This window comes from Alteromonas ponticola (assembly GCF_012911815.1).
In the GTDB taxonomy this organism is placed as follows: Bacteria; Pseudomonadota; Gammaproteobacteria; order Enterobacterales; family Alteromonadaceae; genus Alteromonas; species Alteromonas ponticola.
This window is the reverse complement of the sequence record NZ_JAATNW010000006.1, coordinates 349,449-373,638: the sequence shown is the minus strand read 5'-3', so window position 1 is coordinate 373,638 and position 24,190 is coordinate 349,449. Positions and strand designations below refer to the sequence as shown.

Genomic DNA, 24,190 nt, shown 5'->3' with positions numbered 1-24,190 from the left:
CGGTTTACTCCCTTCCGTTCCTGAATCGACTTTCTCTTAAGCCCGATTCACTCTGAGAGGATTGATCGCGCTCCACATTGCCTTGGTTCTGCAACCCTTGAAGCGAATTACGTGAGCGTTGGGGAGAAGCGTTTGATTGACGCTCCATAATTTTGTCCAGCGGCAAATACATCATGCTACTGCCTTTCTCATTATCGATCAGAATCTTACTGGTACGGCTATAAACGTCTTCCATCGTTTCAAGATAGATACGATCTCGGGTCACTTCAGGTGCCTTCTCGTACTGAGGCAGCAGTTCCGCAAAACGCGCTACTTCACCCTGCGCTTCAAGGATAACCCGTTCTTTGTAAGCCTGGGCTTCTTCGTTCATACGATTAACCTGACCACGTGCGCGCGGTTCAATTTCGCGAGCATAGGCTTCGGCTTCACGAATGAAACGTTGTTCATCTTCCTGCGCAGAGATGGCGTCATCAAAGGCGTCTTTGACTTCCTCTGGTGGTCTGGCATCTTTGAAGTTCATATCCAGAATCGCTACCCCGAGATTGTAGGGTTCAAGAATTGACTGCAACTCTTCCCATACACGCTGACGCGTCACTTCACGTCCGTCGGTTAACACATCATCCATCGATGAGTGACCGACAACATAACGGATAGCACTATCCAACGCCTGACTTAAACTCATTTCCGGACTGGTAACTGCGAACGTCCAACGATAGGGATCAACTACGCGATATTGCATTTCCATTTGCACCCGCACCACGTTTTCATCTTCCGTCAGCATTGAACCTGAAGAAGCTTGATCACGAATAGATTGCACATCTACCGGAATAACGCGATCGATGAACGTGGGTTTCCAGCGCAAGCCGGGTTCAACCTGTTTATAATACTGGCCAAAGCGAAGGACAACGCCACGCTCGGCTTCACGAATAGTGTAGAAGCCACTCACAAACCAGATTACTACCAATAAGCCCACGATCAGGCCTATACCAAATTTGCCCATATTCGAACCCGAACCGCCTTTACCGCCGCCGGATTTACCGAATTTACCAAACAAATTTTTGAACACATCATCCAAATCCGGTGGGCCCTGATCCCGGCCACCGCGATTTTTCCACGGGTCGTTGTTTTTGCCACCCGGCTCATTCCAAGCCATGCTATTACTCCGTAAGTGGTTTTAATTAAAATTCGTGTCTAAGAGCATTGAGGAGTTTAGCGCTTAATGCTGTACGACAAAAGAAGAGATTCCTTTATCCAGTCGTTTTTCCAGCCTGTTCCAGTCAACCGATGGCATGCGGACATCCACAATCCAATCACCCGCTGAATCATACACTTCACTATCAATGCAATTTAATTCGTACAATACACCGCGCAACTGGCTGTGCGCAGGTGGAATTCGCAGCGTATAATTTACCATACTGCGCCCAAGGCATTCGGATAGGGCTTGATGCAGAAGCTCAACGCCCTCACCAGTTTTTGCCGACATCCAAACACGAATGGGGGCGTTCTCATCGTCTCGATCTATACGAGCTTTTACGCCATCCATATTATCAATCTTATTACAGACGATCAGTTGTTGAATTTCATCTGCATCTATCTCTTCCAGTACTGCATTAACCTCATCCATGGTTTCGCGGTGATTCGCCTCACTGACATCCACCACATGCATTAGCAAGTCAGCTTCCTGAGTCTCTTGCAGTGTCGCTTTAAAGGCTGCTACCAGATCATGGGGGAGGTGGCGAATAAATCCAACCGTGTCAGCCAAAATTGTCGTGCCAACTTCGTCCAGTTCAATTTTGCGCAACGTTGGATCCAGGGTTGCAAACAATTGGTCTGCAGCATATACGTGCGCATTGGTGATTTGGTTGAACAAAGTTGATTTACCTGCGTTGGTATAGCCAACCAGGGATACCGTTGGAATTTCAGCACGTTTGCGTGAACGTCGACCCTGTTCGCGCTGCTTTTGCACTTTTTCAAGGCGGCGTAAAATGGCCTTAATTCGGCCACGTAGTAAACGCCTGTCTGTTTCCAGCTGCGTTTCCCCTGGACCCCGCAAGCCAATCCCCCCTTTCTGGCGCTCTAAGTGCGTCCAGCCGCGGATAAGGCGGGTAGAAATATGGCGTAACTGCGCTAACTCAACTTGCAATTTACCTTCATGGGTACGGGCACGCTGGGCAAAAATATCCAGAATAAGCCCGGTGCGATCAAGCACCCGGCATTGGCAGATAGCTTCAAGGTTTCTTTCCTGAGATGGGGAAAGTGCATGATTGAAAATGACGACGTTGGCATCATGCGCTTTCACTGCTGAAGCAATTTCTTCAGCTTTGCCCGAACCTACAAAATACTTAGCGTGGGGAGCCTGGCGCGATGTTGTCAGCACATCTACCGCTTCTACTCCAGCGGACGCTACTAAAAGCTCAAGTTCGGCTAAATCTTCTTTCGAATTCTCATCAGAAAAATGGACATGAACAAGTACAGCCTGTTCACCGGCTTGATAACGGTCAAACAAGCGTGATTCCTTCTAAATTATTCACCTTTATTATTATCAGAGTCTCCTTGTGCAGGCATTTGAATTGCTCTTGATGGAACAACAGTTGAAATTGCATGCTTATAAACCATCTGACTGACAGTGTTTTTCAGCAAAATTACAAATTGGTCAAATGATTCAACCTGCCCTTGCAGTTTGATACCGTTAACCAAATAAATGGAAACCGGAATACGTTCCTTTCGTAACGCATTCAGAAATGGGTCTTGTAAAGACTGCCCTTTAGCCATTTGTATTCCTTAGTTTTTATTATCCCAATGAAAACTAATGTTTTCACCGCGTCTTACTAGTTATATCACAACCTACAGCTTATCGATCGATTTTTGCCAAAATTTTAGCCACATTATTGTTCGCAAATGTGTCCAGCCAGTCAAGAGAATTCCATCCTCGCAACCAGGTAAGCTGTCGCTTTGCCAATTGCCGGGTGGCAATAATGCCCCTTTCCTGCATCTCATCGTAGCTGAGCGTTTGCTCAAGATACTGCCAAACTTGTCTATAACCTACTGATCGTATAGCGGGTAAATCAATATGAAGATCACCACGTTGAAAGAGTTTTCTCACTTCATCGATAAACCCCGCTTCAAGCATTTGCCTGAAACGTTTTTCAATGCGCTTGTGCAGTACTGCTCTATCCTGCGGTGCAATGGCGAATTGCGCTATCTCAAAGGGCGTTTTAGAGACTTCTTGCTGTTGCCAGTAAGTCAGTGTTTTCCCTGAACTACGATAAACCTCAAGCGCACGTGTTACACGTTGTGGATCGTTTGGATGAATGCGTTCAGCGCTGACCGGGTCAACCTGCTGTAACTGCGCATGTATTGCGCTCCACCCAGCCTGATTTGCTTCTTCACAAATCGTCTGTCGAATCACTTCGTCGGACTTAGGTAAGGGCGAAATTCCATTTATCAAGGCATTAAAATACATCATTGTGCCGCCCACCAGAATAGGAATGTTGCCACGCTGATGAATTTGCTCAATTAACTGATTGGTATCAAAGCAAAACTGGCTAACCGAATAGCTTTCACTTGGGTCAAGAATGTCAATCAGATGATGGGGGCATTGCTGGCGTTCAGCCAGTGACGGTTTCGCCGTGCCTATATCCATTCCCTTAAACACTAAAGCTGAATCGACGCTGATAATTTCACTGGGAAATTGTGCCGCCAGCGCTAACGCCAGGTCGGTTTTTCCTGATGCGGTTGGTCCCATGATAGCCACGACGGGCAAGGGTTGTTGATAAGAACTCATGGCCTAATTCCAGTGACTAATCAACGTGGACGTCGATATGGCGGGTGCATTTTCCCGCACGAGTTGCTCTTGTCGCTCCACAGACTGTGCGTCAAACCAGTGCCAACCGTGCTGAATCACGTGTTCATCCCATTCATCGTAACCACCCAATGTTTCTTTGAGCAATGTTTCAGCATTATCTGCCGTGTGTGTCAGTAATTTGGGGAATAGCACTACCCACGGTAAGTGTCTGCAGCCAGCGGGCACCTGTTGCAACCTGACTTTGCCTGCCACCTGGTCAATCTTAAAATGCATGCTGCGCAGCAACTCAACCTGATGCTGAGCTTCAGACTGTAATTCTACTGCCACAGGCATTAACAGGGGTTGTCCGAGAGATGCTGAGCGAATTTGCGCGGTGATCGATGTTGCCACTACTTGTTTGCTGGCCAGTAGATAGGCCGAATCATTCACAACATACAAACGGTAGTCGCTGGATAATTTAATAACGTCTAATGTCGATTTATCATTGAATTGTGGGTCGTAAGATGGCGTCATCAGCGCAGTAAATGCAGAATTGTAGTTTACCGACGGGCGTGAGGAGGAGGGTGACGATTGCCTTGGCACGCTTCCACCAGTAGATGTTGGATAATCTGACCTAGCCTCAGTATGCGAAGTGGCGTGTTCATTTACCGCATAAGCCAGCGGCTGAATGTAATCGTGAGCAGGTTGATGTTGATAGCCCCCCTTACTTGCCTTGTCCGGAGAGTCTTCACCCAATGCCTGACTGACTACCTGTACAATAAAATCATGAACAAGACGTGCTTGTTGAAACCGAACCTCATGCTTGGCCGGATGTACGTTTACGTCTACGTCTCGGGCTGGTACCGCCAGGAACACTACAAATGCAGGTTGCTCCGCAATTCCCCACGTCATTTCATAAGCCTGTCGCAGGGCGTGCAATATCAGTTTGTCGCGCATTCCACGTCCGTTTACAAACGAAAACTGGCAATCGTTACTGCTGCGTATTTCACTTAAACTACCCAGCCAGGCTTCAATTTTTACCCCATCATAGTCGGTTTTCAGATAAGTACTGTTGTTGAGAAATTTTTGCCCCACCACATCCGCTATACGTTTACTCTTGTTATGCTCACTACGGGCCACGAATTTACGTACGGCCTTACCATTATGGCGAAGAACAAAACCCACCGTGTGATGACTTAACGCAATCCGTTTGACCATGTCATCGATATGCTGAAATTCAGTTTTTTCTGTACGTAAAAATTTGCGTCGGGCAGGCGTATTGTAAAACAAATCAGCGGCGTCGATGGTGGTGCCGTCGGGGTGGGCTACCGGATTCAATTTAACCGCCATATCTCGGCCGTGGCAATGGGCTTGCCATGCCTGATCCTGGTGTGCTGGCTTAGACGTCAACGTTAAGCGACTAACCGAACTGATACTGGCGAGCGCCTCGCCGCGAAAACCCAGCGATAAAATTTGCTCAAGGTCATCCAGGGTCGCAATTTTACTGGTCGCATGGCGACTTAACGCCAGCTCCAATTCGTCACGGGCGATGCCCTGACCGTTATCACGAATTTTAATTCGCTTATGGCCACCTTTTTCTATGTCTATTTCAATCTGAGTAGACCCAGCATCGATACTGTTTTCGACCAGCTCTTTGACTACTGATGCTGGTCGCTCGACGACTTCACCAGCGGCGATCTGATTAGCAAGCTGTGGAGGAAGTAATTTAATGGGCAACGCGTTTTCCGAATGTTGAAGTGTTAGGTACTGGGAATGGTAAGTCGCTGACCAATTATGACCACATCTGTGCTCAAATTATTCGCTTCTTTGATACTGGCCACTTTCACATTATAACGTTGTGCCAGTAATGAAAGCGATTCACCACTGCGCACCGTATGCGTCCGGTTTTTTTCCTTCCATGACGCCCACAAAGTGCCATCGGGTGGCACTTCACTGAAATAAGCTTTTATGGCATCAAACATAGATTGAGCTAGCCGGTGGCGATAATCCGCCCAATTGAGATTCTTCTCTTCCTGGGGGTTTGAAATAAAACCTACCTCAACCAGAATTGAAGGGATATCGGGCGAGGTCAGCACGGCGAGGCTGGCTGATTGTGGACGACGCTTGTGCATTCGCGTAACCTGCCTCATTTCTGCGATAACTTTCTCACTTAAGTCATAACTTGACGCCATAGAATGATCCATGGATAAACCCAGAATTGTCTCTGCCAAATACCGTTCCGATGTTTTATCAGTAATTACTTCTGCCGCACCGCCAAGCAGTTCGGAATGGCGCTCGGTCTTTTCCATCCAGCGCCCCAGTTCAGTATCGGCTCTGCCCATTGACAAAACCCAAACCGAGCCGCCTCTGGGTTGAGGAGTGGTGAAGGCATCGGCATGAATTGAAACTAGCAAATCTGCTTTACTCTTACGGGCAATTTCTGGCCGTTTCGTAGGATAAATATAGTAATCGCCTGTACGGATCTGGATGGCGCGCATACCCGGTTCAGCATTAACAATTGACTCCAGTTTTTTTGCAATACTTAGCGTTATATTTTTTTCAAAGGTGCCAGCCGGCCCTACGGAACCTGGATCATTGCCCCCATGGCCCGCATCAATGGCAATCAAAATATCTTTGTCACGCTGATTGTTAGTACTATCAATTAATACACTGGCTGGGGCTGCATTGCTGTCGGCCAAATCGACAACCAGACGATGCCCGAACCCACCGGAAGGAGTGATTGGAAAAATCGTAGGTTCAGCTTTTCTGGCCAGATCAATTACCAATCGTGCAGACTGGTTATTTTTAGGTGTTGAATAACGAATTCGCCTGACCAGCGAACCTAATTCGTCCTGACTGGCGAGATTGGCTGCGTCACTGGTACTGGCTAAATCGATAACCAGTCGATTAGGATTGGTTAAACTAAAGTAAGTGAATTCAGGGGCATTTTTTAAGTCAAATACCAAGCGTGTCTGACCCGCTTCCTGAGAAACGCGAACCGCCTGAATGGTATTCTGGGCAGCGCTTACGGTGGGCGAGATTACCCACAAAATTAAACAAAACAAGAAGCCGCGCCACATACTTCGCCCTTAACTTAACCGATTACTTTTTACTTACTACTTGTTATTTACTACTTTCAATAGCAGTCCGGCCTCTACGTGCCGTCGTTTAACTGGGAAAGCATCGACTCCCCAACGTCACTGGAAGCAGTCATTGAAAAGCTACGCTGCTCCCCTTCCACCGTTATATTAATGATAATATCAGCAGATGCCAAGCACCCGCTCCCTTTCTGCGGCCATTCCACAATACACAAAGAACGCGCACTAAAATAATCGCGTATCCCCATGAATTCCAGTTCTTCCGGATCAGCCAGGCGATAGAGGTCAAAATGATAGATTGATTTATCACCCAGCTCATAAGGTTCAACCAGCGTGTAGGTAGGGCTTTTCACATTACCCTGATGGCCTGAATGCTGAATAAGAAAGCGGCTAAACGTGGTTTTTCCAGCACCTAAATCACCATTGAGATAAATTACACAGCCAGGGTAACCTTGCGTTTCCCACGCAGATGCTAACCTGGATGCCAAATGCTGAGTTTCTGCTTCGCTGACAACAGTAATCGAAAGAGTGTATTTGGCCATATTTGCGGTTAATTATATTTTACTGATTTAACAAGGTACGCACTGCATCAAACAGGTCGCTTGCAATCATACCACGTTGTCCATGTGATTCAGCAACATTATCTCCTGCCTTCGCATGCAGCGTGACCCCGTACTTACACGCAAGTTCTGTCGACATACCCTGCGCCAGCAATGCACCCAAGATGCCACTTAACACATCACCACTGCCTGCAGTGGCTAAGCCGGGATTCCCGTGGGAGCACACCCACGCCGTTGACTCATTATCAATTATGGTCCCGGCGCCTTTTAACACACATAGAGCATGATAACGCTGTGCACATTGTCGGGCGTAATTGAAGCGCTCTGCTTCCACATCGTCCACCGTGACCCCAAGTAATCGGGCCGCCTCTCCCGCATGGGGGGTTAAAATGCAGTCATTAATGGTATAGGCGGTGGCTTGTTTACTGAGTAAGTTTAGTGCGTCAGCATCGATGACCAACGGTTTACCGTGTTGCTGGCAATGCCGTAGCGTCATCTGAAAGGTGTCTTCGGCCCAGTCATCCTGACCTAAACCCGGTCCGATAACCACGCAGGTTGCCCAATCTAATGCTTGTTCCAACTCTTCGTCGGTTACCATTAATTCGGGTCTACCCGCACTCACCTGAATGACTGAGCTGCTATGCACGTAAGTTCTCACCATGCCCGCGCCACTTCGTAAGGCCGCTTCACTGCTCAGGCGAATGGCACCTGCAGTTCCTCTATTGCCTCCCACACACAAAAGTCGCCCGTATGAGCCTTTATGGCTATGAATGTCACGCGGTTTCATGCTATCGAACTGTTCAATGGTCAGTGCTGACGCAGACGCCCGGGCAAGTGATTTGAACGCATTACCGATACCCAGATCATCAAACACCAGCTTCCCACACGACTGTTTACCTGCACCGGTAGTTAGCCCAAGCTTAATTCCCACCAGTGTCAAAGTAACATCTGCCTGCACACAGCGACCAAGAGATTGGCCCGTATTGGCATCTAAGCCGGAAGGAACATCAATACTGATCACAGGAACATCTGCCGCATTCAAATCATCAATAATGAGGGCGAATTCTTTTCTGATTGCACTGTTAATTCCAGTGCCCAATAGCGCGTCTATGACCAGATTTGCGCGTTGTAAATAGTCCTTAGAAAAGGATTCAATCTTACCGCCGGTGCTGAGCCAATACGCCTGCGCACGCCCAGCATCACCATCGAGTTCACGTTCTGGCTCCACTGCACATACCGTCACCTGTCGACCAGCATTTTTAAGATGGGTGGCGGCTATATATCCATCACCAGCATTATTACCTTGCCCAACTAATACCAGAATCACGTCAGCCTCGGGCACCAGCAGTTCGCTTTGACGAAACACCGAAGCGCCCGCGCGTTGCATTAACGCAAACATGTCACAGCCACTGTTTTCGGCGGCGGTTCGTTCGTTGTCTCTTACCTGGTCGGCCCGGTAGAGTTTATATGGTAAACTGGTCGCGATTTGATTATCTAGCATGAGCACATGTCCACTATTTATTCGGTAGATTTAGTTCAATTAACAAACGATATCAAGGCTTGGGGTCGTAAGCTAGGATTTCAGCAAGTTGGGATAAGCGATATCGACTTATCAAAACATGAATCTGCCTTGCAGCAGTGGCTGGATAACGGTTATCACGGTGACATGGCTTATATGGAAAGCCACGGTATGAAGCGCTCGCGCCCCGCAGAGCTGGTTCCCGGCACGTTGCGGGTAATCAGTGTACGCATGGATTATCTTCCACCCGACGCTTCGTTTGCGACCAATTTAAACGATGACAAGAAAGGTTATGTCAGTCGTTATGCATTAGGCCGTGATTATCACAAAGTCATTCGTAAGCGCTTAAAGCAATTGGCGGATAAAATACGGGCGGCGTGCAGCGATTTGGAAAGTCGCCCCTTTGTCGACTCTGCGCCCGTGCTGGAGCATGCCATCGCTGAAAAGGCTGGAATTGGCTGGACTGGTAAACACTCACTCACGCTAAACCGCTCGGCTGGCTCATGGTTCTTCCTCGGCGAGTTATTTATCAATTTGCCGTTGCCGACCGATTCGCCGGTGGAAGAAGGTTGTGGTTCCTGCACGGCTTGTCTTACTATCTGTCCTACTAATGCCATAGTGGCCCCTTACAAGGTAGACGCCAGAAAATGCATTTCTTATCTGACCATTGAATATGACGGGATTATTCCAGAAGCGTTGCGTCCATTGATGGGAAACAGAATTTATGGGTGCGATGACTGTCAGTTGATTTGTCCCTGGAATCGATATGCTACATTAACCGAAGAAGCAGACTTTTATCCTCGCGAAGCACTGCACGGGCGTAGTTTGATCGACTTATTCAGTTGGGGTGAGGAAGAATTCTTGTCGCATACCGAAGGCTCTGCGATCCGGCGTATCGGCTACCAGAAATGGTTACGCAACATTGCCGTGGCGATGGGAAATGCTGGCTATGATGAAAAAATTGAAGCCATTCTGTTAACCAGACTGAAGAACGCTTCAACGCTGGTTAAACCGCATATCGAATGGGCGCTTTCGCAGCAATTGAAAAATAAGGCATTACAATCACAGAGAAGTGTGGCTTTACGCAAAACGCTCAGATTGACCAGGGCAATTGAAAAAGGGTTGCCCCGCGATGCTTAAGGCTGCTTTTTCCTGTCGGTCAGGTGAAGAATAAAATGGGTTTGCTCATCATCACTATTGACGTTGCTTGAGGTGCCGCCAAAGGTATACCAATCCTGTTTCTTCATTTCTTCTAACATTTTTTCGAATCCCTGGTGCTTGCCGTCAAACTGACCCACCAGCTGGCATTGCGCTGTGTCACACCTTACATGATGAAAGTAAACCTGATCTCCTTCAGGATGCAAAGCAAAAAAATCGGTGATGTGCGTGGCAATTTCAATATCTAAATCTTCATCCTGATAATTATCTACAAACTCATCATGAGCTTGTTTTCTTGCAGCCGTTTCTCGTGCTGACTGCTCAAGCCTGGCAATCACGTCACCAGCGTTGGTATCGACCGAGGTTGGCTCTGCGTCGTCTAAAAACTGTTTGCCATCCGCTTTTTCGTTTTGTAGAAAGGATTGTGAGCCGGCAGGTATTTCAGCCGCTGCGACCTTATGAACAACGTTGTCTGCCAACACATTCTCTGTATCGCTATTGGTATTATCTGATAAAAGCGCTTTTTTCGCATCGCTGATATCAATTTTGGCGTGATAATAACCAAATTGATACCCGGCAATGGCGATAAAGATAACCAGAGGAATTAACATCCAAACTTTCATGTTTCTGACCCGCTAAATTCTACTTTTGATGGTAAGGTTTGCTTAGATGATGTACCGCTTCTACGAAAACACCCGCGTTTTCCGGCGGTACATCTAAATGAATCCCATGTCCTAAATTAAATACATGTCCGCTACCATAACCGTAACCGGCAAGAATATCAGAAACCTCTTGCTGAATTCTGGCTGGTTGCGCGTATAACATTGAAGGATCCATATTACCTTGTAACGCGACCTTGTCACCTACTCTTTTTCTGGCATCGGCAATATCGATAGTCCAATCCAGGCCCACCGCATCGCATCCGGTTGCAGCGATCGATTCCAACCACATCCCACCGTTTTTGGTAAACAGGGTAACGGGTACTTTGCGACCTTCATTTTCACGGGTTAAGCCATCGACAATTTTGTGCATGTACTGCAGGGAAAACAACTTGTAGTCGCGAGGAGAGAGTACGCCACCCCACGTATCAAACACCATAACAGATTGCGCACCCGCGGCAATTTGTGCGTTTAAATATAAAATTACTGCATCAGCCAATTTATCTAACAGTGTGTGTAGCGCGGCGGGATCGGCAAACGCCATCTTTTTAATTTTAGTGAAAGCTTTGCTCGAACCGCCCTCAACCATGTAAGTGGCCAATGTCCACGGACTACCGGAAAAACCGATAAGCGGTACATCACCATTAAGCGCCTTTCTTATCGAGCGCACTGCATTCATGACGTACTGGAGTTCATGCTCTGGATCCGGTACGCCGAGCTTTTCAACATCGGCACGGCTTTGCACAGGTCGTTTAAACTTAGGCCCTTCACCCGTTTCAAAATACAGACCTAACCCCATCGCATCAGGAATGGTTAAAATATCAGAGAATAAAATGGCCGCATCAAGTGGAAAACGACGTAAGGGCTGCAGGGTTACTTCAGTTGCAAGTTCTGTGTTTTTACACAACGCCATGAAATCGCCAGCAACAGCGCGTGTTTGTTTGTATTCTGGGAGGTATCTACCCGCCTGACGCATCATCCAAACAGGAGTAACATCAACAGGTTGCTTCATTAGCGCACGTAAATAACGATCGTTTTTTAAATCAGTGCCTGTTTTATTAGCGGAATCACCGGCCATAGTTACCTCTGTTTATACACATATTTTACTGGCCGCGTATTATAGCAACTTTTATGCATTGTTATTAAAGATAAAACTTAAAATTTTCTTCTTTTGCAAATCGTTACGAAACAACGGCTTAAATTTGTGCCGAAAAATAATTGATAAAAATTTGCACAATTGTTTGCAATAAAAGTAAGTGTTTGCTACAACTATACGTACCGAATATAAAGAAGCCCGCTGACGGGACCGGTCGAACTATTTGAAACCCTGTTTTTACAGGGTTTTTTGTTGCCTGTTTTTCACCGCGGCAATCAATTGACCTGCGATGGAGAATGAAGGAGGGATTGTGGGCAATTCATCCAAATTGAACCACTGCGCCTGGATTATTTCTTTCTCATCAATTTTAATTTCGCCATGGCTATATTCTGCTATATAGCCGACCATCAGCGAATGAGGGAACGGCCATGGCTGTGAACCAAAATATTCCACACTTGAAAGTTCCACGCCCACTTCTTCTTTCACTTCACGATGTACCGCCTGCTCTAAACTTTCGCCACTTTCAACAAAGCCTGCCAGAGTAGAGAACATGCCGCTTTCTTTGTGGCGTACACCTTGCGCTAATAATATTTGGTTATCCTTATAAATTGCCATTATGACACAGGGGGAAACACGGGGATAAACGCGGTGGCCGCAGTGATGGCAATGAAGTGCAACTTCCCAATCTACTTTCGCCGTTGGCATGCCACAGGCGCCACAGTATCGATGGGTTCGATAAAAGTGAGTGTATTGCCACGCACGAGAAATGATCCCAAAATCTTCCGGCGATGCCATTAACACACTTCGTAGTGAGGCACTTTCAAATGGCAACGCATCAATACTTTCATTACCCAGGTCGATTATCAGCAAATCGTCATGATGCTGTTCATTCTGCAGCGGCATTAACTGAAAAATCGCATCATGGTGATGATGCAGTGCACTTAGGGCGCTCCAATGAGTCACCGGGGGACGTTGTGTTTGCGGGTCGACCAGCAACCTGCCACCACTGAACATAAGCCATCGCGCCGTTTTTTTAGCAGGAGGTAAGGAAAGCTTTTTTAACATTTAATGCCCCAGGATCATGCGATAACATCGGGCCATTATCAGACTATCGAATAGTAAATAACAAGCCATGATGTGGCATTGACTGAGCCAGCAGCGAGAGGCGTAAACGTAAGTAACTGTTTACATGAAGTATTAGCCGCGGCTTGAGACCGTATCTATTCTTAAGTTTAATTGGTCTGTTGCATACTGGGTGTTATACTCAGATGAATAACGAATGCAATTGCGTGAACGGCGGGGTTAGCATGTTAAATAAGCTAGAAGAAGCAAGATCCAGTTGGGGTGGGCGTTCTGACACGATAGACAAATGGCTATTGGAACGTCAGTCTTTGCTAATCAAATATTGCAACCTGGCGGGAATAAAGCGTACTGAAGCATCTTTGCTACCTACCGCAAACGATGTAAGCGAATTCTGCAGCGTACTGATGGATTACGTATCTGCTGGCCACTTTGAAGTTTATGAGATGCTGGTGAGCGACGATGAATCGGGACTGCAATTAAAGCGCGTGGTTTACCCTGAAATTGCGCAAACGACCGATGGCGCGTTACGCTTTAATGATCATTTTGCAGAAGCGCTTTCGTATGATCAGGCTAAGAATTTTGACAGGGAATTAGCCGAGCTGGGAAATGTTCTCGAAGCGCGCTTTGCGCTTGAAGACAAGCTGATTCAACATATGCATCGTAAAATTAAGAATAACAATACACTGACTTCTGCATGAAGTTTTATTTGGATACAAACGGATCGGTTCGATTTTAAACTGATGACACACGCAACGATACTATCTAAAGCAAGAGCTTACTGTGAAAAACGCAGTGCGCGCTTCACTCCTCTACGCGAAAAGGTCTATGAGATCCTGCTGGAAAAGCATGGTCCGATGGGGGCGTATGAGTTGCTGGACAACTTGAAAGAGACCGAGTCCAGTGCTAAACCTGCCACTGTCTATCGCGCTCTGGATTTCCTACTGGACTTTGGCTTCATTCATCGCCTCGAGTCCACTAACGCATTTGTTGCATGTCATCATTTTGGATGCCAGCATCCGGTTCAATTTTTAATCTGCGACAGTTGTGGTGATGTCGCAGAGATTCAGTCCGAAGGATTGCAGGAAACTCTGGAAACCCAGGCGAATAGTCGTGGTTTCAAGGTATCGAAACAAACTATTGAGGCACACGGCTTGTGTGCAGATTGCCAACATGCTGAATCAAACAGCCGCGAGGAAACTAGTTCATGAAAGCTGACTTTGTTAATCCGTTTATTTCAGGCTTACTGAACGTTATGTCAACGATGGCGCAAACTACTCTCACACCAGGAAAACCGCAACGTAAACAAAGTGACGTTGCCAAGGGCGATGTTTCAGGGCTCATTGGTATGGTTGGCCCAGAAGTGAAAGGCTCTATGTCAATAACCTTTGATGAACAACTGGCATTGACTATCATGGAACGCATGGTCGGTGAAAGACCCGGCAAGATCGACGCAGAAGTGGGCGATATGGTAGGCGAAATCACTAACATGATTTGCGGCAGTGCCAAACGTGAACTGGGTGAGAAAGGTTACGAGTTTGGCATGGCAACCCCTATAGTGGTTTCAGGAAAATCACACTCCATCAGCCACCAGGTTGACGGGCCCAAAATTATTCTGCCATTTATGTGTGACGAAGGTCATGCACATCTGGAAATTTGTTTCGATAAATAATCATGTGGTATTCGCAAACCATATCGATTTCACCCAAACCGCGAGGGTTTCATCTGATCACGGATGAAATCACCGCGGCCCTGCCCCAGCTACACGATACGAAAATAGGGATATTACATCTTTTTCTGCAGCACACCAGCGCTAGTTTAACCATAAATGAGAATGCCGATCCTTCTGTACGGCGAGATCTAGAGCAATGGTTCTCGCGTAACGTACGTGAGAATGAACCGTATTACGAGCATACCTTTGAAGGCAGTGATGACATGCCTGCACACATCAAGTCGAGTATTCTGGGTTGTGCGTTATCTATTCCTGTCGTCGATGGCTCGTTACAACTAGGTACGTGGCAAGGAATTGTTCTGGGTGAGCACAGAGACCATGGTGGAGCCCGAAATATTGTGGCTACGCTCCACGGCAACGATTAAGTGCTCCCATTCATTTCCTATTTACCCATATTAAGCTAAGCCTGATGGCATAGTATGTGCTTACTTCGCATAGCTTATAAGTAAAAAAGGAACCAAAGATGCACACAAAATTAAAATTATCTACGCTTTGTATCGCATTTATAGCGGCTAGCGCTAATGCGCAAGAAACTTCACCCGGCCCCGCTTATGACAGCTGGCTTGGCATTTACGCGGCGAAATACAACTCAGACACTGAGAAAGCGTCTCCCGCTGGTGTATATGATGGAGGTATTGAGAAAGGTGTTGAATATGGATTTCGCATGGATAACAAATGGGGCGGACGGTTTGAATACAGCAGCCTGAATCTCGATTACCGGGAGTCTTCCGGCCAGGGTGACGAATCAGGCCAGATGTTTGGCGCCGATGCACTCTACTTCCCAGCCAACGGCGATACATTTTTGTTTGCCGGACTAAGACGGCAACATCTTCAAGATCATTTTACCCTGGGTGATGTGGGTGTTGGGCGACACTGGAGAATGAGCGATAACCTGCGATTCGTGACGGAGGCGGGGCTTTTCCACGATTTCTCCAACAACACCAATGATTTTCGTGTTAAAGCAGGATTCGCCTTCACTTTCGGATCGGGTTCGTCGGCTCCCGTTGTGGGCGATGCCGATAACGATGGGGTTAATGACAACCTCGATGAATGTCCTGGCACCCCTGCTGGCGCCCCGGTTGACTCGCGTGGATGCGAGTTGGACTCTGACAATGACGGCGTGACTGATCAGTTTGATCAATGCCCCAATACACCGCCCAATACCCGCGTAGACGAAACAGGCTGCCCCTTAAAAGTAGTCGGTGATGCAGACAATGATGGGGTTAAGGATGACAGAGACCAGTGTGCTGATACGCCAACAAACGATAAAGTGGATGCGGACGGCTGTACCATCTTCACTGAAAAAGAAGTGACTCATACCTTACGCGTCTTGTTCGCTAACAACAGTTCAGTGATTCAGGATCCTGACTCTCAGGACATTAAGGATTTTGTTAAGTTTATTAAACGCTATGGCAAAACTTCAGTGACGATTGAAGGCCATGCATCTGCGCCGGGCGAGGCTGACTATAATATGATGCTTTCTGAAAAGCGCGCGAATGCATTTAAAGAAATGCTGATCACTCGTTATGACATTGATGAGAGCCGTCTACAGTCAAAAGGTTTTGGTGAAACACAACTGCTAGATACATCAAACACTGCCGAAGCGCATAAGAAAAACCGCCGCATTTATATCCGGGTAACCGAGACAGTAAAACGCCGCGCAACAAAGTAACATAGTAACAATCAATAAAAAGGTCCGAACTTTGTCGGACCTTTTTTTATAGCGTGTGCTATGCAATTTCACTCGTTTTAATTATCATCCAGCGTAAGGATGTCACGGCAAGCCTGGTCATCAGCGGGGACAGTGTCAATCATGCGAAGTCCGTAATTACGGTTTTCAGATATTTCATCTGAGTACCAGATTTCGCTGTCTTCTTCCAAATCAAAGCGGTATTTTCCGTAAAGTGCATCCGGTTGTGGAGGTGAGCCAACTTCCTCATCAATGTCTGCGCCCAGCACTTCTCCCATAATTTTCACTTGCAGTGAATAGCCTTCTGCCAGCAGCGATAAGCTGTTTGGATTATTTACATCCAGCAATGACCAGCTCCCGTCCAGACGCTGGCCCACAATATCATCCTGAGGATCGTCGCTGCGGTAGCTCAAGCATATGACAAGATCACCGTTTTCGCCGCTGCCATCATCATCAAGGAAGAAGATTTTTAATTCAGCATTATCACCGTCGTCCACAGTACCTGAAAAATCGAGACGCTTTTCGGGCCAGAATGGCACATCCGACGTGCTGGTCAAATTGGCAAGCTCTGCATTTTCAATCACCGTATTGACGTCTGCGGCGATCGCGTCATTTTCGTCAGCCAACTTAAGTAAATTTTTACTGATAGTGAGTAGATCTAACGTAGTGAAAGACGTTCCATTATCAATACTAGCTTGTCTGCGACTGAGCTCGTCCAGCAAGCTGCGATCATTAATCAGATAATCAGCGACCTTACGTACTGATGTAAGACGAGCATCACCCTTGCTCTGTTGTTTTACCGTCGCATAGAAAATTTCTGCGCCTTTGGCCGCTGCAACTAATTCGTGTTTGGCTAACGCTGCATCAAAAAATGCATTGTTTACCGCGATGGTGGTCGCTCCGCTGGTTTTCATTTGTGACCCTAGCGTTTCGCCCTTCACTTTAGCTAGTGCGCTCGATGATTCAGGCGCTCCTGCAGAAGTAACCTGGGCAACGAAGTTGTCCACGGCCTGCGGTACAATGTTATCCACCCCCTCAGCTAAACTGATACCAGGATTCTGCTCTACCCAGGAAATCACACCCTGCCACACCGCATCAGCACTGCTTTCTGGCAAACCATCCTCACCAAGTCCCAGTGGCTCTGCCGCTACGTTTATATAGGTTGAAATACTGTCGACCAGTTTTTGTAGCTCAACAGCAGTGCGAAACAATCCCGCATTATAACTGCCAGCACGATCAAGCCTGGCGATATAGTCGTGTTTAAGTATCGCAGCGTCATCAATACCACCGGGTATGGCTATACCCATTGACGTCAACACGGAGGTCAGTTCAACGTCAGCAGACAGATAACTACCAAACGTTGTTAACGGCGTTACCAGCGAGGCAATCTCATCAGCCTGCGTTTGCCAGGTTCCATCGTCATCAACAGGCTTGGCACCGAGCGCTTTCAACTCTTCCAGGCGACGCGTTGCTTCTGCTGTTGAAATGTCCAGCGTTAGTGTGCCGTCATATTTTTCGCCAGTGTTTAAATCAACACCCCCTGTCAATTTAATGCGCGCGGTTTCAAGATCTGCCCCCGATTCCAGGCAAAATTTCTGTAGCGACTGTGATTGCTGAGCACAATAATCGACGCCGGTGTTGGGGTTGTAACTGTAAAATCCCTGCGCATCAGTAAATGCAAAAGGCTCAAAACTATCCACTCTGTTATTGGCTTTAACGTCTATCCAAACGATTGCATTAGCAATATAGCCGTCAACGCCTCGTCCGGCTAATTGAAAAGGCTCCTGCGCAGGAGAACTATCCTGGCTATCTGAACCACCACATCCGGTCAGCCCTGCGACAACCGCAAGTGCAACGATGGAGAACTGTTTGTCATTAAATATCATACGTTTACTCCATCTCTAGAATCGGGTTTGAAAGCCAAGATTAACTAACGCTGAGCGTGGAATAGAACTGCCATCCACTTCCGTGTGTTCATCTGCCCAGCGCACGTCCATATATAGATTATTAAATAGGGTAAGGCCAACATTGTAGTAGCCAAGTTCGCTACCAGCGCTATTTAAGCTGTATCCAGCTCTGAACTGGGGCAGCCACCAACTGTCAAAGTTATAGGTCATTGCCAGCGTTGACCATTGATACAGGTCGCCTACGGGGTCATTCTTATCATTGAGATCAACAGAAGCGTGTAACCCGATTTGATTATCATCGCCGAACAGCAACGTACCTTCCAGAGTGACCTGGCGATTCGCAACATGTACCTCCTGGCCCTTAATGCGCCCGGCCCCAATAAATTGCTGGGCTGCAAAGCAGTTATCAATCGCCACATTCGTTTCTTGCGAACAATTACTGGTAAGATCGCCATACTTGAATTCGGGTTCATTAACGTCTGTCACTGAGATACCTAAAGAGTAGGTATCTGCAACCCATAATAAGCCCAGGTCAAATGCAAATTCAGAGGTTCTGTCTGCGCCCTTATCGTATTCATCTTCGATTACATCAGCCAAATCGTCGCTGCTATCCAAAGCGCTGAAAGACAACACGCTTTTCGACAGCTCCATAGTAATTAATTTTGCGCTGACGCCGCCGATCAACTGGCCGTAATCGCGTTTCCAAAATGCGTTGGCGTAACCAAGCGAGGCATTAAGTTGCACCGCACTTTTCACGTACATAGATGCATTGGTGTTCAGTTCATAGCCGCCATCGAGAACAATAATATCAATATCATCGGCAAGCACGTTGCCCTTCAATTGCCCATGAGATGAAATTTCGAAAGTAAATGTGCCCAGATCCGGGTGGTTATATACCAAGGGAAAAAGCGGAATAGGAAAAGCTGTTGAGGTTTTTACATAGCCATTTAGTTCTGCATTGTCTAGAAAAGGCTCAAAACGGTCGACAGCATCCAGTGCATCATCAATATTCAGATTGTCCTGATCCAGAATGTCGATAAGTTCATCAAGCTCATCAACCAGATCATCAACCTGGCCCACTTCATAGCCTAAACCAAATGGACCAATTGCACCCACGCGCCAATTCTCGTCCTGGTTCTTATCGAACACTAATGGGGAGGCCGCAGGATTGTTCATCACGGACGTTAGGTCATATTGACTACTGATCTTACCCTGAGTAAGTGAAGGGCCAATTGGATGATAAATAGGCTGATCGGCCGAAATATAGGTGGAAAATAAAGTAGCAGTGAATAAAGCTAATTTAGTTGGGATGCGCATAGCCAATTACCCGTGTTAAAAGTGAAAAATTTCTTCCTTTTTAAACCTCTCGCACGCGATGCCCCGTGGGCAAACGAGTGAGACCGGGATCAACTTCCCTTCCCCTACTGATTATGAAAACCAAATGATTGAATTGAATTTATCGGCTCAGGCAGCCAAACCTGAAGAGAAAGTTTTTTAATAATCGTCGGTGTAAGTAGGCCCAGCATAGTTGTCGAACCGTGAAAATTGGCCTTGAAAGGTCAGTCTTGAGGTACCGATTGGACCGTTACGCTGTTTACCAATAATGATTTCGGCCACACCTTTTTCTTCACTGTTTTCGTGATAAACCTCATCACGGTAAATGAACATAATTAAATCTGCATCCTGCTCGATTGAGCCCGATTCACGTAAATCTGAATTAACCGGACGTTTATCAGCACGTTGCTCCAAACTACGGTTTAACTGTGAAAGCGCGACTACTGGCACTTCCAATTCCTTTGCCAGCGCTTTTAGCGATCGAGAAATTTCAGCAATTTCCAACGTTCTGTTATCGCTCAATGAAGGCACACGCATAAGTTGCAGGTAATCGACCATGATTAAACTGATACCACCCCGCTCTCTGGCTAATTTTCTGGCGCGGCTGCGCACATCCATGGGAGTGAGGCCAGAGGAATCATCGACAAACAGGTTGTCCTTATCTTTTAACATAGCCATGGTATTGGAAATACGCGCCCAGTCTTCGTCGTCCAGTTGCGCGGTACGAATTTTAGTCTGGTCAACGCGACTTAATGACGCCAGCATACGCATCATTATCTGCTCTGATGGCATTTCAAGACTAAACACCAACACCGGCTTTTCTTCTGCCATCATAGCGTTTTCGCATAAATTCATGGCAAATGTGGTTTTACCCATGGAAGGTCGAGCGGCGACAATGATTAAATCGGAAGGTTGCAAACCACTGGTCTTTTTATCTAAATCGGTGAAGCCGGTGGTGACCCCCGTCACTTCCTTATTGGTTTTAATTAACGCTTCAAGACGATCGATAGTTTTACCCAGTACCGCCTCCACATTACGCGGACCTTCATTCTCGCCAGTGCGCTTCTCGGCAATTTCAAATACTTTACTCTCGGCAAAATCAAGTATATCAGCGCTTTCTCGCCCTTCTGGGTTGTACCCGATTTCCGCGATTTCGTGGGCGACACCAATCAGTTCGCGAGTAACCGCACGCTCAGAAATAATCCGCGCATAAGCTGTCACGTTTGCGGAACTTGGCGTGTTCTTTGCCAGCTCACCGAGGTAGGCAAACCCGCCAGCATCATCTAACTGATCGTGATTTTCCAACTCTTCTGAAACTGTGATTAAGTCAACCGGCATATTTTGAGCTAACAAGCGCAAAATCGCCTTAAAGATGATTTGGTGTGATCGATTATAGAAGTCATTTTCGGTAACCAGCTCGGCCACCTTGTCCCAGCTTTCAGGATCAATAAGCATACTGCCAAGCACAGACTGTTCTGCCTCAATGCTGTGAGGTGGAACTTTCAACTTTTCAATATTTTTGTCAGTGCCTGACGAAGGAACAACTTTCACAATCTTTACTTTTTACCGGTAACTTGAGGTTGGCTATTATGCGTTATTTTCTAAAGTCTCACAATTTTGATTGCACTGAAAGGGAGACTCATAAGTTAATTATTTTCAATCATAGTGAGCCAATATCTGATATCGACGTTGCCCCCGGGCAATCTTTTATATGAGAACGCCAGCCGCTTTGTTAATCATCTGGGAGTTCGGCCAAGATTTGTTTTAGTTCTGCAAAATCCACGGGTTTGGTTATATGTCGATTAAACCCTGAAGCCTTTGCTAACTGCTTATCTTTCTTCTGCCCCCACCCGGTTATAGCTATCAGATAAATATTGGCATGGGCTAACTGTTTTCGCACCGTTTCTGCTACCTCATAACCTGAGATATCGGGAAGGCCAATATCAGAAAGAATAACCTCTGGCTTAAACTCCTTCGCTTGCATTATTCCGGACGTCCCATCAAAAGCGGTACAGGTTATGTGTCCAGCGTATTCCAGTAGCTCAGCTAAACTTTGCGCGGTATCCTGGTTGTCCTCGATGACCAAAATACGACGTTGAGGTAGTTTGATTGCCTTAGATTTCTCATCTTGAAGGGAATTTGCATCGAGCGCACCAACACGCCTTATAACAGGCAATTTAACCGTAAACTTGCACCCTTTGTTATGACCTTCGCTGCTGACTTCTATTTCTCCCTCATGCAACGTTACCAAATGATGCACAAGCGCTAATCCAATACCCAGTCCACCCTGGGCACGCTCCAGGGCGGGCGACAATTGAGAGAACATGGTAAAAATGTTCTCCAGTTCTTCTGCTGGTATTCCTATCCCAGAATCTTCTACGGAAACTGTCACCTGCTCCCTATTTTGGCTTACGGTGATATCAATAGTCCCACCTGCAGGCGTATATTTCGCAGCATTGGTCAACAAATTTGAAAATATCTGAACAATGCGTGTGCTATCAGCGTTGACGTAAATTGGGGCCTTAGCTTCATTTATGGAAAGCTGATGACTCTGCGCATCTATTAACGGCTTTGTTTCATCTACTGCACAATGCAATGCAGGCAGAATATCAATTGCTTGTTTGCGTAAATTTATTCGGTTATGAGAGATACGGGATATGTCCATCAAATCTTCGATTAGACGGCTCATATGGGATACGTGCCGATCAATGAGTATCCGTGACTTTTTCCATACCGTCGCGTCATTTTCTTTGATGCGCATTATTTCCAGAACATTCCGGATGGGTGCCAAAGGATTACGTAGTTCATGACTTAAGGTTGCCAGAAACTCATTTTTTCTATGGTCACTGGACGATAGTTTTGTATTCAACGCAGCAAGTTCCCTGAGTCGGGCTTTGCGTTCAGATACATCCATGCAAATCCCATATATTGACTGGGTTTCGCCGTGCTGGGTAATAACCGCATACCCACTAATTTCCATCTCTACCCAGTGTTCCTGGCTGTTTTTCAAACGGCATTCAAGCGTATAATTTGTCTGACTTTTAATTGCGTGACGTAATTGCTGCCTAAAGCTGTCTTTATCTTCCGGATGGAGTAAATTATAAAAACTCTCTTTACTCAGCCAGCCACTGTCTTCATCAAATCCGAGCAGCGATTGCAGCTCGTTGTTCCATTCCACTCTTTCAGATTCTACATTAAAAGACCAACCTGCCATTTTGGCACTATGCATAGCCAGATTGAGCATGTTTTGGTTGCGCTGCAGTTGGTTTTGCGTCTCTCTGAGTGAATCAAACGAAGCTTCGAGCTTTTTCCGAGCCGCCACTAGCTCCTGTTCAAATTTCTTACGGTCGTCCACTATAAAAAACGCCATTTGATCGATAATGGTACCGTCGTGAGAGATTCGGGAGGCATTGACAAGCATGGGAATAATCTTATCGTCCCGCGACCTTAAATCAATTTGTACTTCAGACACCGAGCCTTGCATTTGTAACAGTGGGGCCCAGTGCGTGTGATGAAAAAAACGCCCCCCTACGGTAAACAATTCTTGTATTTTTTTTGCATCGACCAGTTCTGATTGCTGAAAGCCCAACCATTTCGCGAACGTAGCATTAGCGCGCCTAATAGTGCCGTCGATGTCGGTAATAACCAAACCACAGGCAGCGTGATCATAACAGAACGTAAAATCCGGCAGCTGAGACATATGTTTTATTTACAGGCGCTGATATAGAAAACTATCGATGGCGTCAATACTGGCATGTGGTGCGCTCAAGTGGGGACAATGTCCGACGTTCTCGATAATTACCATATCTGCATCAGGCATGGTTTTTTGCATGTATTCTCCAACCGAACGCGGGGCGATGAAGTCATCGCTGCATTGCAATATTAGTGAGGGAGTAGCACATTTGGCCACCGCATCACGATGATCGGAAAGAAAGGTAACCCTGGCAAAATGTTTAGCGATAGCGGGATCGGTACGGCAGAAACTGTTTTTTAGCTCTTCGCCTAACTCAGGCTGCTCTGGTGCGCCCATGATCGCAGGCGCCATATTACTTGCCCACCCTAAGTAATTGCTGTCAATCATATCGCACAATTCTTCGATGTCGGTTCTACTGAATCCCCCGATATAATCGCCTTCGTTTATGTAGGAAGGGGAGGGACCGACCATGATTTGACATCGGAATTTTTCAGGAGATTTTACCGCGGCTAACATCCCGATCGTGGCACTTACAGAGTGACCGACGAAAATGACCGGCCCTTCAGCATATTCATCGATAATTTCGATCAAATCGTCTGCATAGCCGTGTAAGCTGTCATATTTGTCAAAATCATATTGTGACAAATCAGATTTACCAGTTCCCACTAAATCAAATAATATTACTCTGAAATTATCTTTATAAGACGGCACGAGGTATTGCCACATGTTCTGATCACAGCCAAAACCGTGTGCGAAAACAATGGTCTCTTTTCCGCTACCCACTACATTAACATTGTTACGACTTTGGATACTCATACGATGTCCTGTTGCTAACAAAGAACCACTGAAGATTTTAAAGTTCAAGGGAGGAGACGATA

22 protein-coding genes are annotated in these 24,190 nt (G+C 46.6%); 6 read left to right on the top strand and 16 right to left on the bottom strand.

The genetic code is table 11. From position 1 onward, the window contains the following. Positions 1-4: 4 nt before the first annotated feature. From hflK to HCJ96_RS12860, 8 genes are all read right to left on the bottom strand, one after another. Entirely contained in the window at positions 5-1,153 is a 1,149-nt protein-coding gene (gene hflK / locus HCJ96_RS12895) for an FtsH protease activity modulator HflK (RefSeq protein WP_169211469.1), read from the bottom strand. Between the two features lie 63 nt (positions 1,154-1,216). Next, a complete protein-coding gene (hflX, locus tag HCJ96_RS12890) occupies positions 1,217-2,506 on the bottom strand; it encodes a ribosome rescue GTPase HflX (protein WP_169211468.1) in 1,290 nt (429 codons plus the stop codon). A gap of 17 nt (positions 2,507-2,523) precedes the next feature. Next, the gene (gene hfq, locus HCJ96_RS12885; RefSeq protein ID WP_169211467.1) at positions 2,524-2,772 is read right to left on the bottom strand and encodes an RNA chaperone Hfq; all 249 of its coding nucleotides are present in this window, start codon (positions 2,770-2,772) and stop codon (positions 2,524-2,526) included. A gap of 79 nt (positions 2,773-2,851) precedes the next feature. Beyond that, complete coding sequence (gene miaA / locus HCJ96_RS12880; protein WP_169211466.1) at positions 2,852-3,784, bottom strand: tRNA (adenosine(37)-N6)-dimethylallyltransferase MiaA; 933 nt, start codon at positions 3,782-3,784, stop codon at positions 2,852-2,854. Between the two features lie 3 nt (positions 3,785-3,787). Beyond that, positions 3,788-5,521, bottom strand: a complete 1,734-nt coding sequence (gene mutL / locus HCJ96_RS12875) for a DNA mismatch repair endonuclease MutL (RefSeq protein ID WP_169211465.1) — start codon at positions 5,519-5,521, stop codon at positions 3,788-3,790. A gap of 23 nt (positions 5,522-5,544) precedes the next feature. Beyond that, a complete protein-coding gene (locus HCJ96_RS12870; RefSeq protein WP_169211464.1) occupies positions 5,545-6,864 on the bottom strand; it encodes an N-acetylmuramoyl-L-alanine amidase in 1,320 nt (439 codons plus the stop codon). Between the two features lie 74 nt (positions 6,865-6,938). Further along, complete coding sequence (gene tsaE, locus HCJ96_RS12865) at positions 6,939-7,424, bottom strand: tRNA (adenosine(37)-N6)-threonylcarbamoyltransferase complex ATPase subunit type 1 TsaE (RefSeq protein ID WP_169211463.1); 486 nt, start codon at positions 7,422-7,424, stop codon at positions 6,939-6,941. 19 nt (positions 7,425-7,443) lie between these two features. Then, positions 7,444-8,943, bottom strand: a complete 1,500-nt coding sequence (locus HCJ96_RS12860) for an NAD(P)H-hydrate dehydratase (protein ID WP_169211462.1) — start codon at positions 8,941-8,943, stop codon at positions 7,444-7,446. A 6-nt stretch (positions 8,944-8,949) separates the two neighbouring features. Between HCJ96_RS12860 and queG the strand changes: the two genes are divergently transcribed. Continuing rightward, the gene (gene queG / locus HCJ96_RS12855; RefSeq protein WP_169211461.1) at positions 8,950-10,101 is read left to right on the top strand and encodes a tRNA epoxyqueuosine(34) reductase QueG; all 1,152 of its coding nucleotides are present in this window, start codon (positions 8,950-8,952) and stop codon (positions 10,099-10,101) included. Here queG and HCJ96_RS12850 read toward each other — a convergent pair. The 3 genes from HCJ96_RS12850 to nudC all read right to left on the bottom strand — a co-directional run bounded on the left by HCJ96_RS12850 (position 10,098) and on the right by nudC (position 12,939). Beyond that, on the bottom strand, positions 10,098-10,742 hold the full coding sequence (locus HCJ96_RS12850) for a hypothetical protein (RefSeq protein WP_169211460.1): 645 nt from the start codon (positions 10,740-10,742) through the stop codon (positions 10,098-10,100). The two genes, queG and HCJ96_RS12850, sit on opposite strands and share 4 nt — an antisense overlap. A gap of 19 nt (positions 10,743-10,761) precedes the next feature. After that, positions 10,762-11,856 (bottom strand): uroporphyrinogen decarboxylase, encoded by a 1,095-nt coding sequence (gene hemE, locus HCJ96_RS12845; RefSeq protein ID WP_169211459.1) that lies wholly within the window; start codon positions 11,854-11,856, stop codon positions 10,762-10,764. A gap of 255 nt (positions 11,857-12,111) precedes the next feature. Next, positions 12,112-12,939, bottom strand: coding sequence for an NAD(+) diphosphatase (nudC, locus tag HCJ96_RS12840; protein ID WP_169211458.1), 828 nt, complete (start codon positions 12,937-12,939; stop codon positions 12,112-12,114). Positions 12,940-13,181: 242 nt separating this feature from the next. Here nudC and rsd point away from each other — a divergent pair, with 242 nt between their 5' ends. The 5 genes from rsd to HCJ96_RS12815 all read left to right on the top strand — a co-directional run bounded on the left by rsd (position 13,182) and on the right by HCJ96_RS12815 (position 16,358). Beyond that, positions 13,182-13,655: a sigma D regulator gene (rsd, locus tag HCJ96_RS12835; protein ID WP_169211457.1), complete on the top strand. Its 474-nt coding sequence runs from the start codon at positions 13,182-13,184 to the stop codon at positions 13,653-13,655. A 42-nt stretch (positions 13,656-13,697) separates the two neighbouring features. Then, positions 13,698-14,165, top strand: coding sequence for a transcriptional repressor (locus HCJ96_RS12830; RefSeq protein WP_169211456.1), 468 nt, complete (start codon positions 13,698-13,700; stop codon positions 14,163-14,165). Continuing rightward, positions 14,162-14,626 (top strand): chemotaxis protein CheX, encoded by a 465-nt coding sequence (locus HCJ96_RS12825; RefSeq protein WP_169211455.1) that lies wholly within the window; start codon positions 14,162-14,164, stop codon positions 14,624-14,626. Before HCJ96_RS12830 ends, HCJ96_RS12825 begins: the two co-directional genes overlap by 4 nt. Further along, a complete protein-coding gene (locus tag HCJ96_RS12820) occupies positions 14,626-15,051 on the top strand; it encodes a secondary thiamine-phosphate synthase enzyme YjbQ (RefSeq protein ID WP_425483744.1) in 426 nt (141 codons plus the stop codon). Before HCJ96_RS12825 ends, HCJ96_RS12820 begins: the two co-directional genes overlap by 1 nt. Before the next feature lie 98 nt (positions 15,052-15,149). After that, positions 15,150-16,358: an OmpA family protein gene (locus HCJ96_RS12815; protein ID WP_169211453.1), complete on the top strand. Its 1,209-nt coding sequence runs from the start codon at positions 15,150-15,152 to the stop codon at positions 16,356-16,358. A gap of 77 nt (positions 16,359-16,435) precedes the next feature. On the opposite strand, the gene HCJ96_RS12810 is transcribed toward HCJ96_RS12815, so the two are convergent. From HCJ96_RS12810 to HCJ96_RS12790, 5 genes are all read right to left on the bottom strand, one after another. Continuing rightward, a complete protein-coding gene (locus HCJ96_RS12810) occupies positions 16,436-18,262 on the bottom strand; it encodes a hypothetical protein (protein WP_169211452.1) in 1,827 nt (608 codons plus the stop codon). Between the two features lie 15 nt (positions 18,263-18,277). After that, positions 18,278-19,600, bottom strand: a complete 1,323-nt coding sequence (traF, locus tag HCJ96_RS12805; RefSeq protein ID WP_169211451.1) for a conjugal transfer protein TraF — start codon at positions 19,598-19,600, stop codon at positions 18,278-18,280. A 177-nt stretch (positions 19,601-19,777) separates the two neighbouring features. Beyond that, complete coding sequence (gene dnaB, locus HCJ96_RS12800; protein ID WP_169211450.1) at positions 19,778-21,169, bottom strand: replicative DNA helicase; 1,392 nt, start codon at positions 21,167-21,169, stop codon at positions 19,778-19,780. A gap of 181 nt (positions 21,170-21,350) precedes the next feature. Beyond that, positions 21,351-23,318, bottom strand: a complete 1,968-nt coding sequence (locus HCJ96_RS12795) for a PAS domain-containing hybrid sensor histidine kinase/response regulator (protein ID WP_169211449.1) — start codon at positions 23,316-23,318, stop codon at positions 21,351-21,353. A gap of 9 nt (positions 23,319-23,327) precedes the next feature. Continuing rightward, the gene (locus HCJ96_RS12790) at positions 23,328-24,128 is read right to left on the bottom strand and encodes an alpha/beta fold hydrolase (protein WP_169211448.1); all 801 of its coding nucleotides are present in this window, start codon (positions 24,126-24,128) and stop codon (positions 23,328-23,330) included. Between the last annotated feature and the right edge of the window lie 62 nt (positions 24,129-24,190).